Annotated in this window: 13 protein-coding genes; 8 read left to right on the forward strand and 5 right to left on the reverse strand. The window is 36.8% G+C overall.

All coding sequences use genetic code 11. The features are described 5' to 3' along the window. Nucleotides 1-5 precede the first annotated feature (5 nt). On the forward strand, nucleotides 6-1265 hold the full coding sequence (locus tag FUA48_RS06435) for a hemolysin family protein (RefSeq protein ID WP_147582776.1): 1260 nt from the start codon (nucleotides 6-8) through the stop codon (nucleotides 1263-1265). A gap of 101 nt (nucleotides 1266-1366) precedes the next feature. Then, entirely contained in the window at nucleotides 1367-3457 is a 2091-nt protein-coding gene (locus FUA48_RS18630) for a peptidylprolyl isomerase (protein WP_147582777.1), read from the forward strand. 50 nt (nucleotides 3458-3507) lie between these two features. Here the strand turns inward: FUA48_RS18630 and FUA48_RS06445 are convergent, their stop codons facing one another. After that, nucleotides 3508-4428 (reverse strand): GYDIA family GHMP kinase, encoded by a 921-nt coding sequence (locus FUA48_RS06445; protein WP_147582778.1) that lies wholly within the window; start codon nucleotides 4426-4428, stop codon nucleotides 3508-3510. Further along, a complete protein-coding gene (locus FUA48_RS06450) occupies nucleotides 4409-5758 on the reverse strand; it encodes a hydroxymethylglutaryl-CoA reductase, degradative (protein WP_147582779.1) in 1350 nt (449 codons plus the stop codon). Before FUA48_RS06450 ends, FUA48_RS06445 begins: the two co-directional genes overlap by 20 nt. A gap of 175 nt (nucleotides 5759-5933) precedes the next feature. On the opposite strand from FUA48_RS06450, the gene FUA48_RS06455 reads away from it, so the two are divergent. Genes FUA48_RS06455 through FUA48_RS06480 form a run of 6 tightly spaced genes read left to right on the forward strand, consistent with a single transcriptional unit; the run spans nucleotide 5934 to nucleotide 14378 of the window. After that, nucleotides 5934-8105, forward strand: a complete 2172-nt coding sequence (locus tag FUA48_RS06455) for a S9 family peptidase (protein WP_147582780.1) — start codon at nucleotides 5934-5936, stop codon at nucleotides 8103-8105. A gap of 14 nt (nucleotides 8106-8119) precedes the next feature. Further along, nucleotides 8120-9838 carry a peptide MFS transporter gene (locus tag FUA48_RS06460; RefSeq protein WP_147582781.1) on the forward strand — a complete coding sequence of 573 codons (1719 nt, stop codon included), beginning with the start codon at nucleotides 8120-8122 and terminating at the stop codon, nucleotides 9836-9838. Between the two features lie 17 nt (nucleotides 9839-9855). Beyond that, nucleotides 9856-11484 (forward strand): peptide MFS transporter, encoded by a 1629-nt coding sequence (locus FUA48_RS06465; RefSeq protein WP_147582782.1) that lies wholly within the window; start codon nucleotides 9856-9858, stop codon nucleotides 11482-11484. A 28-nt stretch (nucleotides 11485-11512) separates the two neighbouring features. Then, a complete protein-coding gene (locus tag FUA48_RS06470; RefSeq protein ID WP_147582783.1) occupies nucleotides 11513-13378 on the forward strand; it encodes a peptide MFS transporter in 1866 nt (621 codons plus the stop codon). 44 nt (nucleotides 13379-13422) lie between these two features. After that, nucleotides 13423-13884, forward strand: a complete 462-nt coding sequence (locus tag FUA48_RS06475; RefSeq protein WP_147582784.1) for a thioredoxin family protein — start codon at nucleotides 13423-13425, stop codon at nucleotides 13882-13884. 11 nt (nucleotides 13885-13895) lie between these two features. Continuing rightward, on the forward strand, nucleotides 13896-14378 hold the full coding sequence (locus FUA48_RS06480) for a thioredoxin family protein (RefSeq protein WP_147582785.1): 483 nt from the start codon (nucleotides 13896-13898) through the stop codon (nucleotides 14376-14378). Between the two features lie 3 nt (nucleotides 14379-14381). Here the strand turns inward: FUA48_RS06480 and FUA48_RS06485 are convergent, their stop codons facing one another. The 3 genes from FUA48_RS06485 to lpxB form a co-directional block, all read right to left on the reverse strand. Beyond that, nucleotides 14382-16376, reverse strand: a complete 1995-nt coding sequence (locus FUA48_RS06485; RefSeq protein WP_147582786.1) for a ComEC/Rec2 family competence protein — start codon at nucleotides 16374-16376, stop codon at nucleotides 14382-14384. A gap of 62 nt (nucleotides 16377-16438) precedes the next feature. Then, the gene (locus FUA48_RS06490) at nucleotides 16439-17119 is read right to left on the reverse strand and encodes a C40 family peptidase (protein WP_240732553.1); all 681 of its coding nucleotides are present in this window, start codon (nucleotides 17117-17119) and stop codon (nucleotides 16439-16441) included. A 64-nt stretch (nucleotides 17120-17183) separates the two neighbouring features. Further along, nucleotides 17184-18302, reverse strand: a complete 1119-nt coding sequence (gene lpxB, locus FUA48_RS06495) for a lipid-A-disaccharide synthase (protein WP_147582787.1) — start codon at nucleotides 18300-18302, stop codon at nucleotides 17184-17186. Nucleotides 18303-18329 lie beyond the last annotated feature (27 nt).

The following is an 18329-nucleotide window of genomic DNA, read 5'->3' on the forward strand; positions in this document are numbered from 1 at the left end:
CGCTTATGGAAGCGACGGTCATTATACTATGCTTACTGCTTTCCGCCTTTTTCTCAGGAATGGAAATAGCGTATGTGTCGTCCAATAAAATATACCTAAGCGTAGAAAGGAAACAGACTTCGTTTCTTTCCAAAATACTTACCAAACTTACCGAGAAACCAGCCAGATTTATTACCTCAATGCTTGTAGGTAACAGTATAGTGCTTGTTATTTACGGGTACTATATGGGTGTTGTTGTAATGAGGTGGCTTGAACCGGCTCAGCTTTCGGTTTTTAATACCGTGCTGCTGCAAATAGTAATTTCGGCTTTTATAATACTTCTTACAGCCGAGTTTATACCTAAAGTTTTTTTTCAGGTATATGCTAACAGGCTTATCAAGCTTTTTGCTTTACCGGCTTACTTTTTTTACTGCCTTTTTTCAATGGCATCTAAGTTTGTTATACGCATATCCGATTTTATACTCATAAAAATATTCAGGACCAGCGGAGATAAACAACAGGGTTACTTCAGCCGTGGCGAACTGGGTCATTATATAACCGAACAGATGAACGGTGTGGAAGAGCAGGAAGAAGTGGATTCTGAAATACAGATATTCCAGAATGCACTTGAGTTTTCCGATTTAAAAGCACGTGATATCATGACACCCCGAACCGAGATAGTAGGGGTAGAGATTAACGATACAGTGACCGAACTAAAAGATCTTTTTGTGGATACCGGTTACTCTAAAATGATTGTTTACAAAGAATCGCTTGATAATATAATTGGTTACATCCATTCGTTTGAGTTGTTTAAAAAACCGAAGAATGTGGGGCAGATGATGATACCTGCCGAGTATGTGCCGGGAACAATTTATATAAAAGAACTGTTGGGTATACTTACCAAAAAGAGAAAAAGCCTGGCAGTAATTCTTGATGAATATGGAGGTACATCAGGTATTGTTACTGTAGAAGATATTATCGAAGAACTTTTTGGTGAAATTGAAGATGAGCATGATGACGAGGAGGAACTTATAGAAAAGGAGCTTGAAAACGGAGTATACCTGTTTTCGGCGAGGCTTGACGTAGAGTATGTTAATGAGGAATATGAGCTTGAGATACCTGAAAGCGATTCATATTCCACACTAGGAGGGTTTGTAGTACATAATACTAAGGAAATACCTAAAACAGGACACAGGATAAATTTTGAAAATTTTGAAATCCTCATCGAGATGGCTTCAAATAAAAAGATTGAACTCATAAAATTTATTCCTGTGCAACAGAAATAAAAAATTTAACATTTTAATCGGAAAATATAACTTGTCTACTTTTATTATTAAATAGATAATTGTATTTTCGCCCACTGAAATAAAATTTAACAACATAAAAAATGGCGGTTTTATCAAAAATTAGGCAGCGTTCGCTTATTCTGATACTTGTTATTGGTTTTTGTCTTTTTGCTTTTGTAGTGCAGGACGTTATAAGGAATGGTCGTTTTGCATCAAACACAAATGTGGGTAGTGTAAACGGTACAGATATCCCTGTAAAGGAGTTTGTGCAAAAGGTTAGTGATTTAGAAAGAAATCAACCGGGTATATCACCTACACAGGCTTCAAATGCAATATGGAATCAGGAAGTAGAGAACATTCTTTATGGCGAAAGGTTTGAAGATGCAGGCTTAAGAGTAGGAAGAGATCATGTAATCAACATGTACAGCCAAAACCCTCAGGTGGCTCAAAACCCTCAGTTCCTTAATGCTTTAGGTCAGTTTGATAAAGCTAAATTCAACGAGTTCCTTGCGAACATGAAAACATCCAATCCTGATCAATGGAGGATGATTGAAAGCAACAGGCCTCTTGTTGAAGCTTCAGCTAAAAAACAAATATATACTGCAATGGTAAAAGCAGGATTTGTAGCTACAAATCTTGATGCAAAAGCAAGATACCAGGCAGAGAGCGATAAAGTTACTTTTGATTATGTATATGTTCCTTTCTCAACTATCAATGATGAAGAGGTTACAATTGCAGACGATGCAATTATCAGCTATATGAAAAAGAACGAAAAGAAATACAAATCAGAGCCTACACGTTCAATAGAGTACGTTAAGATAGAGGATAAGGCATCCGGAGAAGATGAGCTTGCTCTAAGAAACGAAATTAACAGTATGCTTACTGCAAGAGTAGTAGGTAATGATACTGTTGCCGGTTTCAGAGAAATGAAATTTGAAGATGTTCCTGAGTTTGTAAACAAAAACTCTGACATCAGATTTGATACCACTTATGTTGCTAAAAAAGATATTCCTGTAGAACATGCTGAGGAAATCTTTAACCTTGCTAAAGGTGATGTTTATGGTCCTTATCAGGAAGATGGCTACCTTAAGCTTACTAAAATGATGGATAAAAAATCAGGAGGTAGCGCAAAAGCAAGTCATATCCTTATTACTTACAAAGGTGCGATGAGAGCTAACCCTACTATAGAGTTGACTAAAGAAGAGGCTAAAGCTAAAGCTGATAACCTATTAAAACAGGTTAATGCAAACCCTTCTTCATTTGCTGCTTTAGCTGCTGAGAACAGCGAAGACCCGGGGTCTAAAAACAATGGTGGTACTTATGATAACATCGTACCTGGTCAAATGGTGCCTCAGTTTAATGATTTCGTGTTTAACAGCCCGGTTGGAAAAACTGGTGTTGTTGAGACAGATTTCGGTTACCACGTAATTAAAGTTGATGCAAAATATGACGCTGTACAGTTAGCAACTATTGCTCTTTCGGTTCAGCCAAGTGAAGCTACAAGTGATGCAGTGTTTGAAAAAGCAGCTCAGTTTGAACTTGATGCTCAGGAAAAACCGTTTGAAGAAGTAGCTAAAGCTGCCAGCCTTAGTCCGGTACAGGTTCAGAAATTACTTCCTAACGATGAAGCTGTTCAGGGATTAGGTTCTCAAAGAGCTATCGTTATGTGGGCTTTCTCTAAAGACACTAAAGAAGGTTCTGTTAAGAAATTTGATACTTCTGACGGACATGTAATAGCAAGGGTAACTAATGTAAATACAACAGGATTATTACCTCTTGAAGAAGCTAAATTAGTAGTAGGCCCAATTCTTAGAAATGAGAAGAAAGCTGAAATGATAAAAGAGAAAATGAAAGGTGATACTCTTGAGGCTGTTGCTCAGGCATCAGGTTCTAAAGTGTCTACTGCAGAGAATGTAACTTTAAGTGGTGCTATGGTTCCTACTGTAGGTCCTGAGCCTAAAGTTGTAGGTACTGCTTATGCTCTTGAAAAAGATAAAACTTCTGGTCTTGTTATTGGTAAATCAGGTGTGTTCATGCTAAAAGTTAAGAGCGTTGAAAAAGCTCCTGAACTTCCTAACTACAACTCTTACTTATCAAGAGTAGAGAGAGAAGAAAAGAACAGAGTAAATCAGCTAATTACTCCGGCATTAAAAGAAAATGCTGACATTGAAGACGAAAGATCAAACAACTAATAGTTGTACAGATAATAAAAATCCCGCCTTAGGCGGGATTTTTTATTTTTTTATAATATCATGTCTTTGTAAGGTATGATAACAGAGTAACCTTTTTCTTTAAAATAGTGTGTAGTATCCGCTTCATCAGTTAAAGATACTGCAAGTATAAAATCGCCGCCCCATGCTCCTAAGCTTTTTACAGTGCCATTAAAGTTAGCGAAAAACTCTTCTTTTACTATTGGTAGTTCAAGGACTTTACTCATTATCTCTGCATGCTCATCCATAAGGTTTATAAATTCACTAATATCCTGAGTTTTTAAGGCTCTTTGAGTGATAGAGTTTATTTTACTGATAACAGCGGCAATGTCATTCTTTTTGCTCTTGTAGGCTTCTATAGCGCTTCGGCTGTTTTGTTTTTGGTTAAGGTATACAAAGAACAGCCTGTTTGCAAAAGGAGGGTTGAAATCAGTTTTTTCAACTATTTGGTTGTTATTCTCAAGTCGGTATATTATTGCTGTGTTGTTTTGTGCGCAGGCAATATCATATCCACTTCCTCCAAAGCTTTCATTAAGCAGCGTGTAAGCATTAATGCCAAACCACTGTGCAATGTTGTTTATAAGGGTAGAAGAGGTGCCTAAACCCCATTTTCTTGGAAAAGTAAGTTCTGTTATAATATCAAACCCGTTTGACTTGTTTAAAACGTCCGGGTTAAGGTTGTGGGCAACATTAAGAATCTTTACTAAGGTTTTAGTAACAGGATCTGTATTTTGAGTTATGCCATTATCTATTTCTGAAAAAGAAACAGAGTCCTTGAACCAGATACTTTTATCGCTGTCAAAGCTTTTCCAGGTAATGGTTTTGTCTTTTCCGGGCTTTATATGTAAATATTGTCCGTACTTAGTGGGTAATGCAAAAGCATTTGCACCATCAAGAACGGTATATTCTCCGGTTATTAAAAGTTTTCCGTTACTATAAAAAGTCTTTTTCAAGGTCTTTTGCTGTTACTTTTCGTAAATCCTTTATAAAGTCTACCACGGCCGCATGGGTAACGGTATTCTTTTCAAAATGCCTTACGGTTTGCTGTTTTTCACTATCGGTAGCTTCCAGTTGGTTTAGTATATTCATCAGGTGCATTTTCATATGTCCCTGCTGTATTCCTGTTGTTGTTAATGAGCGTAATGCTGCAAAGTTTTGAGCCAGTCCGGTAACAGCAATAATCTGCATAAGTTCTTTTGCGGTTGGGTTGCCTAACATTTCAAGAGATAGCTTTACAAGAGGATGTAATGTTGTAAGTCCTCCAACCGTACCAAGTGCTAGTGGAATATCCATCCAGAAGGTAAATATGTCGTTCTCAATTTTTGCGTGAGAAAGACTGCTGTACGTTCCGCTTTTTGCTGCATAGGCATGAACACCTGCTTCAATTGCCCTGAAATCGTTTCCTGTGGCTACTACTACAGAGTCAATACCATTCATTATGCCTTTGTTGTGAGTAACTGCCCTAAAAGGCTCTATTTCGGCAATTTTAACTGCTGTAACAAACTTTTCGGCAAACTCTACGGGATCTACGCCATTGCCTTCGCTTAAATCGGCTACGGGGCATGAAACCTCGGCTCTAACCACGCAGTTAGGTACGTAGTTAGAAAGTATGCTCATTATTACCTGAATCTGTTTTTCCTCTTCGGTAAAAGCATTGTTGTTTTGTGCTTCGTTTTTAAGTGTTTTGGAAAACTGTTCCAGGCAGGAGTTAATAAAGTTGGCTCCCATGCTGTCCTTTGTTTCAAAAGTGGCATGAAGCTGATAATAGTTGTCAAGTGAATCGGTTTTGTCTTTCAGGACAATGTCCAGAATACCACCGCCGCGTTTTTGCATATTTTTAGTTATGCTTTCGGTTTCTTCAAAAAACTTAGACTTTATAGTATTGAAAAAAGAAGTAAGTTTTTCTTTGTCTCCTTTGTATAGAAAATGAACCTGTCCTATTTTTTCGGTTCCTAATATCACGGTTTTAAAACCACCACGCTGTGCCCAGAATTTTGCAGCTTTTGAAGCGGCGGCCACTACTGAACTTTCTTCTACAGCCATAGGGATGGTGTATTCCCTTCCGTTAATTGTAAAATTTGGGGCTACACCCAGGGGAAGGTAAAAATTGGTGATGGTGTTTTCTATGAATTCATCATGCAGCTTTTGCAGCGATTCGTCTGAATTCCAGTATTTTTTCAGTAATGCTATTGCATCTGCCGGATTGGTAAAATACTCGTTTGCAATCCAGTTAATTTTTTCTTCTTTAGATAGTTTAGAGAAACCAGCTATTGCCTTGCTCATTTTCAGTGTCTTAATATTATAATAGTTTGCAAAGATACATTTTAAGCTGTGCAAATGCTAAAAACTATTAATGCGATATTCCCGCTAATTGTGGGGTAAATTTTCATTTAACAAAAAAAAGGACGGCTATCTCATAAAAATTTATTAAAATTGGAGGTTTTTTACCATGTATAGAATGAAAAATATCAAAAAGTCACTTTACTTATTTTTACTGTTAAGCCTGCCTGTTTTAGGGCAGCAAAAAATAACCCTCGAAGAGATTTGGAGCGGAAGCTACAGGACAAAGGGGATGTATTCGCTGGAAGCGATGCAGAATACCAATCAATACACGGTTTTAAACAGCAACTGGAATGCCGGTACTTCGCAAATAGACCTGTATGATTTTGCAACCCTCGAAAAGGTTAGTACTATTATAGATTCTAAAAGCTTTAGTGAGCTGAAAGGTATAGACAGTTATACTTTTAGCCCGGATGAGAAAAAAGTGCTTATAGCAACAAATTCAAACCAGATTTTCAGGCATTCTTTTACGGCCGATTTTTATATTTATGATATTGCTTCTAAATCGCTTGTTAAGCTAAGTGATAACCAGGTGCAGGAACCTACTTTTTCTGCCGATAACTCTAAAGTGGCTTACGGTTATAATAACAATCTTTATGTTTTTGACCTTGCCACAAAAACTACCAAACAAATAACTACAGACGGGCAGAAGAATGCCATTATAAACGGTATTACCGACTGGGTATATGAAGAGGAGTTCGCTTTTGTAAGAGCTTATGACTGGAATGCAGCAGGAGATAAGATTGCTTACATACGTTTTGATGAAAGTGATGTCCCTGAATTTTCAATGGATGTATATCAGGGTTCGCTTTACCCACAGCAGTATGAGTTTAAATATCCTAAGGCGGGAGAGAATAACTCAAATGTATCGCTTCATGTTTATGATGTAAAAAACAATACTACAAAAACAATAAGCCTTGGCACTATTGATGCTTACTACATACCAAGAATCAAATGGACAAACGATGCGCAAACATTAAGTGTTCAGCTAATGAACAGGCATCAGAATGATTTGAATATGGTATTTGTTAATGCGGATTCAGGTAAAGTTACTCCGGTACTTCACGAAACCGATAAGGCTTATATCGATATTACAGACAATCTTACCTTCCTTAACGATAACAGTTTTATCTGGACCAGTGAAAAAGACGGTTACAACCATATTTACCATTATGACAAATCGGGTAAACTTATCCGTCAGGTTACACAGGGTAACTGGGAAGTAACGGCCTACTATGGTTTTGATAAGAAAACAGGAAATATTTTTTACCAGTCGGTAGAAAATGGTTCTATTAATCGTGATGTATACCGAATTGCACTTACAGGTAAAAACAAAACAAGGCTTACACAAAAAACAGGGACTAATGATGCTACATTCAGTCCTAACTACGAATACTTTATCAATAGTTTTTCAAGTGCTCAGGAGCCAACGTCTTATGCTTTGCTAAGTGCTAAAAATGGCAATCAGGTAAAAGAGATCGCTAACAACAATGCTCTTAAAGAAAGATTAGCAGGTTACAGTCTTCCTAAAAAGGAATTCACAACTATTAAAACAGATAAAGGTCATGAGCTTAATGCATGGATAATTAAGCCGGCAGATTTTGATCCTAATAAAAAATATCCGCTATTTATGTACCAATACAGTGGTCCTGGTTCTCAGGAAGTAGCTAACAGATGGAACACTTATAATGACTATTGGTTCCTTATGCTGGCACAGCAGGGTTACATCGTAGCTTGTGTAGACGGTCGGGGAACAGGTTTTAAAGGCGCTGACTTTAAAAAAGTAACTTATAAGGAACTTGGTAAATATGAAGTGGAAGACCAGATTGATGCCGCTAAAGTATTAGGAAGGTATGATTATGTAGATGCATCAAGAATAGGTATATTTGGCTGGAGTTTTGGAGGCTTTATGTCTTCTAACTGTATCCTTAAAGGAAATGATGTGTTTAAAATGGCTATTGCCGTGGCTCCGGTTACAAACTGGCGTTTTTATGACACGGTATATACTGAGAGGTATATGCAAACACCTCAGGAGAATGCTTCCGGGTATGATGATAACTCTCCTATAAACCATGTAGGTAAGCTAAAAGGTTCTTACCTGCTTATACACGGTTCGGCAGACGATAATGTGCATGTACAAAACACCATGCTAATGGTAGAGGCTTTAATACAGGCTAACAAACAGTTTGACTGGGCTATCTATCCTGATAAGAATCACGGTATTTATGGCGGTGCTACAAGGCTGCAGCTGTTTACCAAGATGACTAATTTTATTAAAGAAAAACTATAACAAACACATTTTATATGAGCGGAAACACTACACAACAAGGGCATCCTAAAGGACTTTGGTTTTTATTTGCCACAGAAATGTGGGAAAGGTTTGGTTACTATCTTATGCTTGGAATCTTTTCGTTATATATGCTTGACGGCTGGAATAACGGAGGTATGGGGTTCTCGCCGGAAAAAAAATCAGACATCTATGGTACCTACCTTGGGTTAGTTTATCTTACCCCGTTTATAGGAGGTTTGCTTGCTGATAGGGTATTAGGTTACAGAAAGTCCATTATAATGGGAGGTCTAATGATGGCTTCGGGTTATTTCCTGCTTTCTTTTCATGATATGACAAGTTTCTATCTGGGTCTTTTCTTCATCATAATGGGTAATGGTTTCTTTAAACCAAACATCTCTACCCTTGTAGGTAACCTTTACAGTACAGATGAACTTAAAGGTAAAAAAGATTCAGGATATAACATTTTCTACATGGGTATCAATATAGGTGCTTTTGTATGTAATTTCGTTGCTGCTTATATGCGTATTAATTTCGGTTGGGGCTATGCTTTTGCTGCTGCCGGTGTAGGTATGCTTTTAGGGGTGCTTATCTTTTTGAGTGGTACTAAGCATATAAAGCATGTAGATGTTATGAAGCCTCTTGAAGAAGGCGATATGAAAACAGGCAAGATATTAGGACTAACATTATTACCAATGTTTGTTTTTGGTATTTTAGGATATCTTATCCCTGGTAATATTCTTGGTTCAGATACTAATGACGCCTTTATATTTGGATGTGTTCCGGTAATTGCTTTCTTCCTGTACTTGTGGTTTAAATCATCTGGTCTTGAAAAACGAGCAATAGGGGCATTATTGGCGGTATTCTCCTGTGTAATTTTATTCTTTGCTGTTTTCCACCAAAACGGAGATGCGCTTACAGTATGGGCAGAAGATTATACTGATAGGGAAATGCCAGAATCGGTAGCTAATGTTGCTACTAAGTTTGATATGGCTCAAACAGTAGAAAATAATGATATTGTTCAGCTTGATGATGCAGCCTTTGAAGAAAAGATGGCACAGTTAAGGGCACAGGAAAATGCAATGCCTGAAAATACTGATGCTGAAATAAAAGCTAAAAAAGAATATGCAAAAGAGCTTGCAGGTTACAGGGCTTCAAGAAAATATTTTGAAAACCTTGCTCCGGAAAAAGTTCCTGCAAATGGTAAAGATCTTAAATTATTCTCTACAGAGCTTTATCAGTCAATCAACCCATTCTGGGTAGTATTACTTACTCCTGTACTGGTAGGGCTATGGGGCTTTTTAAGAAAAAGAAAAAAAGAACCGAGTACGCCTACAAAAATTGCAATTGGTTTAGTTGTTACGGCATTATCGGCACTGGTTATGGTTGGAGCTGTGTATGCTACTAACGATTTGTCGATGAAAGCTAGCAGTTGGTGGTTAATAGCGTCTTATGCTGTAATTACATTAGGTGAGCTTTGCCTTTCTCCAATGGGACTTTCATTGGTTTCTAAATTAAGTCCGCCAAGGATTACTGCTCTAATGATGGGAGGTTTCTTCCTTTCTATCTCGGTAGGTAATAAACTTGCAGGAATGCTTTCAAGCTTATGGGAAACTATGGAAGAGAAAGAAAATTTCTTCTTCCTGAACTTTGCACTGGTACTTGGTGCGGCATTAATGCTGTTCCTTATGCTTAAATGGCTTAATAAGGTAATGAAGGAAAATAACGTATATTAATAGTAGAACAGATATAAATGGAAATATCAAGAACTGCAACTCTGGAGGAAATCCAGAGCTTTGAAGGAAAATATCCAAAACAATTATGGGGATTATTTTTCTCGGAAATGTGGGAGCGTTTTTGCTTTTACGGAATGAGAGGTGTGTTAACCTATTTTATGATTACACATCTTATCCTTGAAAATGGTGAACACATGCAGGAAAGTCAGGCTAACCTTCAGTATGGCGCTACACAGGCTTTTGTATATGCTTTTACTTTTATAGGAGGTTTGTTTGCAGATAAAATTTTAGGTTTCCGTAAATCACTTTTCTGGGGTGGTATACTAATGATTATTGGTAGTGCTATTTTGGCATTTGACCCGTTTCCTGAACAGAATTTCTTTCTAGGTATCAGTTTTACTGTAATTGGTACAGGTTTTTTTAAGCCGAACATTTCTACTATGGTTGGCTCACTTTATAAAAGGGGTGACTCAAGGAGAGATGCAGGTTTCTCTTTATTCTATTCAGGTATTAATATTGGCGCTCTTTTAGGAGGATATGCTTGTATAGCAATTGGAAAAGGACAATTGTTTACCAGCTTTATTCCTGCAGATAAAACATGGAATGTTGCTTTTGGCCTTGCAGGTGTTGTTATGACTATAAGTTTGGTAACATTCATCTTCACGCAAAAAACTCTTGGCCCTATTGGTCTTTCGCCGCTTAAAAGTCAGGATGGTGAAACAGAAAGTGTACCTGAAATTGAAGGGATAGGTACTGTTCAGCCTGAAGTTACAACTGTAAAGAGAACAGTTAAGTCAGGTAAGTCATGGTATGAATATGCTGTGTATTTTGGCACGCTTGCTTTTATCCCTGTTGTTATGACAATGGTAGCTAAAACGGAGTATACAGATTGGTTTATGTATATAATTGGTCCGTGTACATTATTATATCTCGGATATGAAATGACGAAACACACTTGGGAGGAAAGTAAAAAACTTCTCGCTGCCCTTGTGTTTATAATATTCTCAATTGTATTTTGGGCATTCTTTGAACAAAGCGGGGGTTCGCTTAGTATTTTTGCGGCTAAAAATCTTAACAATGAGGTACTAGGCCTGTTTACTCTTGATCCTAACGGAGTAAATAATGCAGCTAACTCAATATTTGTAATTGTATTTGCCCCAATAGTAGGGCTTGTATGGATTGCTATGGCAAAAAAGAAAATAGAGCCTAATACAGTTATAAAATTTGGTTTAGGTTTTCTTTTCCTTGCCGGTGGTTTCTATACTTTCTACACTACGAGATTTTTTGAAGTAGTAGCCGGTTCGGGAATTGCAAGCCTTGATGTCTTTGTTTTGGCATATTTTGTAATTACATTTGGCGAACTTTGCCTTTCACCTATAGGTTTATCTATTATGACCAAGCTGTCTCCGCAAAGACTACAGGGAGTTATGATGGGTATGTGGTTTTTGGCAAGTGCTTACGGCCAGTATGTAGCAGGTATTCTTGGTGCAGGCCTTTCTGAGGCAGGCGAGGGAGATTCGTTACAGCAAAAACTGGTTACATATACAGACGGTTATTTACAACTGGCAATTTATGCTGCGATAGCGGGTGTGGTATTAATAGTAATATCACCAATAGTAAGAAAGCTAATGCAGGATGTAAAATAAAAATTAATTAGGAATCAATATATTAAATATGTCTACGACAACAAAGAATGACTTTTTTAAAACGAATGTATTAGGACATCCGGCCGGATTATTTGTATTATTCTTTACCGAAATGTGGGAACGTTTTTCCTACTATGGTATGAGAGCCCTATTAGTAATGTTTTTAACTGCCTCGGTGATGGGAGATCATCCGGGATGGGGATGGCCACAAGAGCATGCTTTTGCTTTGTTTGGTTCTTACACTGCTTTGGTTTACCTGTCGACTATGTTAGGAGGGTATTTTGCTGATAAACTCATAGGTTACAGATGGGCAGTAGTTGTCGGTGCTTTTTTAATGACACTTGGGCATGCCAGTATGGCTATTGAAACACCTTTCTTTATATACTTGGGCTTGACTTTACTAGTCTTTGGTACTGGTTTCTTTAAACCTAATATGACTTCGATAATTTCAGAAATGTATAAAGAAAGACCTGAAAAGAAAGATGGTGCTTATACCATATTTTATATGGGTGTCAATGCAGGTGCTTTTTTCGGAATCTTATTATGTGGTTATCTTGGAGAAAAAGTAGGTTGGAGTATAGGATTTGGATTAGCTGGTATATTTATGCTTTTTGGACTTTTACAATTCTATTTTTCTCAAAATATATTTGGAGATATTGGTCTTAAGCCTAAAATGGCTGATGACGTGGCATTAGCTAATTCAGATGCTTCTGAAATTAATACTAATGTTATAGATGAGAAAGAAATTAATAAAATTGACAACGATAAGCGAGTGCCTTTTACAGGCTGGCAACTTGCCGTAATAGCTATTTGTAGTATATTAGGTCTTATTTGGGTAATAAATGATCCTGTTTCTAAAATTTCTGAGGGATCTGTGAACTTCCTAAGTGTTGGCGGTTATGATTTGTCTAATTTTGCTGTTCTAACGGCTTTAGTATTATTCTTTATTTTATTAGCTTACAGATTAAGTCAGTATGCCTTGGTTACACGACAAAAACTTCTTGCAGTTACGTTTTTTGCTGCGCTTACTTTTTGCTTTTTTGTGGTCTTTGAACAGGCTCCGGGGACATTAACTATTTTTGCAAGAGATTATACTGATCGTATATTAACAGGTGGGGCGAGTCTTGTTTTCTTAATCGTTAATACACTTATTGCAGTTGTGCCTTTGGCTATTATAACATGGGTGTTGTTTAAGTTGTTCAAGCAAACATTTAAAAACTATGCACTTGCAAACATTTTTTTAAGTTTAAGTTTTGTTATTATTTGGATAATAACAATATGGATGCTTACAAAAGATTTTTATTCTGCAGGATATTTGCAGCTTTCCGATAGCACCTTAGAAATGCTTAAAATAGATAAGATTACTGTAAAACTTACAGAAATACCTGCTACATGGTTTAATGTGTTAAACTCTTTGTTTATTATCACATTAGCACCATTATTCTCTAAGTGGTGGGAAAGTAAATTCAATCCGTCTGCTAACGCTAAGTTTGGTATTGGTATGATATTGTTAGGATTGGGAATGGGCTTTATTGCTTATGGGGGCAGAAATATTGCGCCTGGAGCAGATTCAGCTTCTGTTGGGATGTACTGGTTAATTTTTGTATATCTTTTCCATACTATGGGAGAGCTTTGTATTTCTCCTGTAGGATTGTCTTATGTGAGTAAGCTTGTGCCGGGAAGAATGATTGCGTTTATGTTTGGTGTTTGGTATTTAGCGATTGCTATTGCAAACAAAGTGGCAGGTATTATCGGAGAAAATTCTACAGATATTGCAAATGAAAAGGGCATAGGCACATTTTTCATGATAATAATGGTATTAGCTATTGCAGTAGGCGTTGTTGCAATTTTACTGAACAAGCCCATAAAAAAACTAATGCACGGAGTTAAATAATTTTCGGCATTGTTTTTGGGTTATCCGGTTAAAAAAAGAATATAATGAAAAAACTACTTTTAGTACTTTTTGTCGCTTTAGGTTCTGTTGCGGCAAAAGCTCAGGAAATAAAATGGATGACTTTTGATGAAGCTCAGGCAGCACAAAAAAAGTCACCTAAGCCTATTTTTATGGATGTGTATACCGATTGGTGCGGACCATGTAAGATACTTGATAAACAAACTTTTCATGATCCTAAGGTGATTGAGTTTATCAGTAAAAACTATTATGCCGTTAAGTTTAATGCCGAAGGTCAGCCTGATGTAACTTATAAGGGTAAGAAATACTCTAATCCGGGTTATGTGGAAGGCCGCAAAGGAAGAAACGCTACGCATGAGTTTACGCGTATTCTTAACCTTCAGGGTTATCCAACCATGATGGTTTTTGATAAAAAAGGTGAAATAATAAATACTATTGTAGGGCTACATACTCCGGAACAGCTTTTAACCGCTTTACAGGAAGAGTAAAATAATATTATATGAAAAAAATACTTTTAGCACTTTTCATACTATTAGGTTCTTATGCTGTCCAAGCGCAGGAATTAGAATGGCATACCGATATCAATAAGGCTATTAAGCTTTCTCAGGATACAAAAAAGCCTTTGCTTTTATTCTTTACAGGGAGTGATTGGTGCGGATGGTGTATGAAACTTCAGAAAGATGTTTTTAAAACCAGCGATTTTGGTAAATGGGCGAAGGATAATGCAGTTTTGGTTGAACTTGATTTTCCTCGTCGGTTATCACAGTCAGTAGAACTGAAGCAGCAAAACTATTCATTGCAGAATTCATTTGGTGTGCGAGCTTATCCAACGGTTTGGTTGGTTGATGCAAGTACTAAAGGTGATGATGGAAAACCTTTACTTAAAAAAATGGGAAGGCTGGGCTATGAGAAGACTTCTAAAATATGGCTTGATAAAGCTAACGAGATAGTAAGTTTATACAGCAAGAATCAGAAACAATAACAGTTATTCAACTATATAATATCCCTTTTCGGCTACGGCATGAAAAGGGATTTTTCTTTTTATACAGGTCGCTTTCCACAATTCAGTTAAATAGGGATAATTAGTCGCATCGGCAACTACCTGTTTAGGGTTTAATTGGGTTAGTATTTTATCCAGATTTATTTTTGGTGATTGAGTAAGGACTATTATATCCGGATTTATATTTTCAGGGTATAGGTTACTTTTGTCAATTACCAGTATTTTATGCTCTTTAAGCGATAAGAAGTTTTTGAGGGGTATAATGGTGTCGTTAGGTGTGAAATTGGCTGTTTTGTAGTCTGTAATAGCTCGCAGGGATGATGTAAGTGTGTCGTTGCTTAATATAATAAGCTGTTTTGCTTTTTTAATAGCAATAAGAGGCTCTTTATAGCTGTTGAATACAATCAGTTCTTCTTTGTTGTTAATGGCTGTTCTATGTGCTAAATAACATGCCTGGAAAATTAATAGGCTCGTCAAAACCGCTATTGTCCTTTTATAAGTTTGTTTAAATAGCCAGCAGCCAATGCAAATTAATGCTCCTCCTAAAAGAATGGATAGGCTGATTGTAAAAGCGATATTTTTAAAGTTAAAGCTGCTGAACGAGGCGATCCATGATGTGTAGGTATTCATCGCTTTAATGAGCCATTCCAATATATGTCCTGTTATAAAAGATGCCTGTGTGAAAGTAAAGTTTAAGGCTAGTGTAAGCAGGGCTGTTATTAATATGATTCCTGTTAATGGTATAACTACAGCATTGGAAAGTATAAATAACCCCGGAAACTGCTTAAAGTAATAAAGACAAAACGGTAACAGGCTTACTTGTGCGATTGCAGATATAAGTGTTATTTCTAAAAGGTAATTTATAACTCTGTATCTGGAAGGTTTAAAGTTCTTATAGAGTGGTTTAAATAATACTATTGCAATTACGGCGGTATAGCTCAGCTGGAATCCTACATCAAACAGTTGGTTGGGGCTAACCACTAAAATAAGAAGCATAGAAACAGCAATGGAATTGATAGGGTGGGTGTCCCTGTTTATGTATTGCCCAATACTTATAAAACTGAACATAATTACTGCCCTAACTACCGATGGTGATAACCCTGAAATTATTGCAAAAATCCAGAGTGATGATAATAGCAGTATAAGCCTGAGCAACCTTCCTTTTTTGTGGAAATAGTGGAGCGGCTTTAATAAAAAACTGATTATATAGAACAGGATAGCAATGTGTAATCCTGATATGGCGAGTATATGCATAACACCTGCCGATGCATAAGTTTCGGTTAAAACAGGATCAAGATCCTGCCTTTGTCCTAATAGTAATGCATTTAAAAAATTTAAGGTTGCCTTGTCATAATGTGACGAATCGAAACTTTTTATTAAGGTGTTTCTAAGGTTTTGAATGTAGTAGTCAAGGGTTTTGTTCTTCCCTGCATTTATGCAATTTTTGTTCAGCCTTACTTCGTGAAAAACATTTTGCTTTGCCATGTATTCCGCATAATCAAACTGATAGGGATTAAGCGATTTTTTAATGGTTTTAGGTTTTTCGGTAATTATAATTTTATCTCCAACCTCAAGTGGTTTTGTTTTAGGGGTGCTTATTAAAATCTTTCCACTGCTTTGGTTTTTATTTACATAGCATACTTCTAAAAAATACTTTTCAGAGAACTCATTCGGTTTAAGCCTTTGGGAGATGGTACCTTCAATTACAGTATTGTTATTAAGGTAATGCGAATAATGATTTTTATGGTAGGTGGCTTTATGTGTTGTTATGCTAAATAGCCCTAGTGTAAATGCCAATAACCCGGTACTGATTGTAAAATGTGGTTTTTGGATTAACTGCTTTTTACTTTTATGATATGCGAATACAAATAATACTGTTGAAAGGCTTAAGAATAGTGCGGTGGTTATAGGGGAAAGGTTAAGATAATAGCCGGTAAAAATTCCGGTTGCCATAAACAGGGTAATGCATGCTATTATCATATAATCTTTAGGTAAGGTATTACCAAAGATAAGAAAGTAAGCTAAATATTACAGTTTGTAATTTATTTAATAACCCTGTTTGCCTGAACAAATGTCCTTTTGTAATAATCCTCACTCATAGAAGATATTACAACCCCAAGGCTAAGGGTAGAGTGGATAAACTGAATATCTCCGTTGTCGGTAGATATTACAAGCCCTACGTGGTTAATAACGTTTCTTCGGGGATTGTTCTTAAAGAAAAGCAGATCGCCGGTTTTAACTTCAGATAGTTTTATGGTGTTTCCTATTTTAGCCTGCTCATGAGAACTTCTGGGAAGGCTGATGTCAAAAATTTTGAATGTTGTAAATACAAGTCCGGAACAGTCCATTCCATCTTTGGTTGTTCCACCTGTTTTGTATTTTACTCCATTGTATTCCAAAGCATTAAAAACAATCTGGTTTTGCAGGTAGTTACCCGGATTTAGGGTAGTGGTATAATCGTACTCGGTATTGTCCAGTACAATTTCACTTTCAGATGCCTTATTGGTTTTTTTAGCAACGGGCTCTGATTTTTTATTCTTCTTGTTTTTCTTTTTGGAAGAACTGCCGCCTCCTGCAGTATTAAGAGAAGTCTCTTTATCGGTATCACTATACGAATAAACGCCTTTTTGTTTTGCCTCTTCTTTAGATGTTATTATCTGAGATGATGCTTTACAGGAAATCATCATCATGGCTAACAGGTATATAGGTAAAAGGTTTTTCAAAAGTGTAATCTTATAGTTTAACGGATGGCTTATTCACAAATATAAAAATAAATTTATAAGTTGTTTATGCCTTGGTTAAATGTTGCAGTATTAATTGTGCGGTTTTTTGGCTAGCCCCGCTGCCGCCCAGTTTTTCCTCTAAAATATTATAGTCTTCAAGTACTTGTTTTCGGTGTTCAGGGTTAAGTATCTTCTCCAGTTCCTTTTTAATGTTTTTACGGTTGCAGTCGTCCTGAATAAGTTCTTTCACCACTTCACGGTCCATTATAAGGTTAACCAGTGATATGTATTTAAGTGTAATAATACGTTTGGCGATTTGATAAGAAATCCAGTTTCCTTTATAGCAAACCACCTCAGGTACTTTAAATAAGGCTGTTTCCAGTGTGGCAGTGCCTGATGTAACTAATGCAGCATGTGCAATGCTAAGCAGGTCGTAAGTTTTATTGCTTATAAAATGAACATTGCTGTTTTTTAGAAACTGCTGATAGAATTCATAATCCTGTGATGGTGCTCCGGCGATTACAAACTGATAGTCTGGAAAATCATTTACTACCGACAGCATTTCGCTTAGCATTTTAGATATTTCCTGTTTACGGCTTCCGGGAAGTAATGCGATTACAGGCTTATCGTCAAGATTGTTTTCTTTTCTGAACTGTTCGGGATCGGTTGCTTTTCTGTTTTGTATGGCGTCTATAAGCGGATGGCCTACAAATTCAACGGCAAACTGGTGTTTGTTTTCGTAAAAATCCTTTTCAAACGGAAGGATGATATACATATGGTCTACATCCCTTTTTATGGCTTTTATCCTGTTTTCTTTCCAGGCCCATATTTGTGGTGAAATGTAGTAATGTGTTTTATAACCTTTTTCTTTTGCCCATTTTGCAATACGCATGTTAAAGCCGGGATAATCAATAAAAATAATTACATCGGGCTTAAAGGATTCTATATCCTGCTTGCAAAACTTAATGTTGCCTAAAATAGTACGCAGGTTTTGCACTACTTCTGCAAAGCCCATAAATGCAAGATCACGATAGTGCTTTACCAGTGTGCCTCCGGTTTGCTGCATAAGGTCTCCGCCCCAAAAGTGTATTTCTGCCTCAGGATCCTGTTTGTATAGTTCCTTCATAAGGTTGGAGCCGTGTAAATCACCCGAAGCTTCTCCTGCAATTATGTAATATTTCATGCTTAAAGTTTAAGAGCCAAAAATAGT

Source organism: Flavobacterium alkalisoli (genome assembly GCF_008000935.1).
GTDB classification, from domain to species: domain Bacteria; phylum Bacteroidota; class Bacteroidia; order Flavobacteriales; family Flavobacteriaceae; genus Flavobacterium; species Flavobacterium alkalisoli.

Bases quoted from the DNA above. Each gene is read 5' to 3' on its own strand.
- FUA48_RS06435 (WP_147582776.1), top strand. From the start codon at position 6: ATGGAAGCGACGGTCATTATACTATGCTTACTGCTTTCCGCCTTTTTC.
- FUA48_RS18630 (WP_147582777.1), top strand. From the start codon at position 1,367: ATGGCGGTTTTATCAAAAATTAGGCAGCGTTCGCTTATTCTGATACTT.
- FUA48_RS06450 (WP_147582779.1), bottom strand. From the start codon at position 5,758: ATGAGCAAGGCAATAGCTGGTTTCTCTAAACTATCTAAAGAAGAAAAA.
- FUA48_RS06455 (WP_147582780.1), top strand. From the start codon at position 5,934: ATGAAAAATATCAAAAAGTCACTTTACTTATTTTTACTGTTAAGCCTG.
- FUA48_RS06460 (WP_147582781.1), top strand. From the start codon at position 8,120: ATGAGCGGAAACACTACACAACAAGGGCATCCTAAAGGACTTTGGTTT.
- FUA48_RS06465 (WP_147582782.1), top strand. From the start codon at position 9,856: ATGGAAATATCAAGAACTGCAACTCTGGAGGAAATCCAGAGCTTTGAA.
- FUA48_RS06470 (WP_147582783.1), top strand. From the start codon at position 11,513: ATGTCTACGACAACAAAGAATGACTTTTTTAAAACGAATGTATTAGGA.
- FUA48_RS06475 (WP_147582784.1), top strand. From the start codon at position 13,423: ATGAAAAAACTACTTTTAGTACTTTTTGTCGCTTTAGGTTCTGTTGCG.
- FUA48_RS06480 (WP_147582785.1), top strand. From the start codon at position 13,896: ATGAAAAAAATACTTTTAGCACTTTTCATACTATTAGGTTCTTATGCT.
- FUA48_RS06485 (WP_147582786.1), bottom strand. From the start codon at position 16,376: ATGATAATAGCATGCATTACCCTGTTTATGGCAACCGGAATTTTTACC.
- lpxB (WP_147582787.1), bottom strand. From the start codon at position 18,302: ATGAAATATTACATAATTGCAGGAGAAGCTTCGGGTGATTTACACGGC.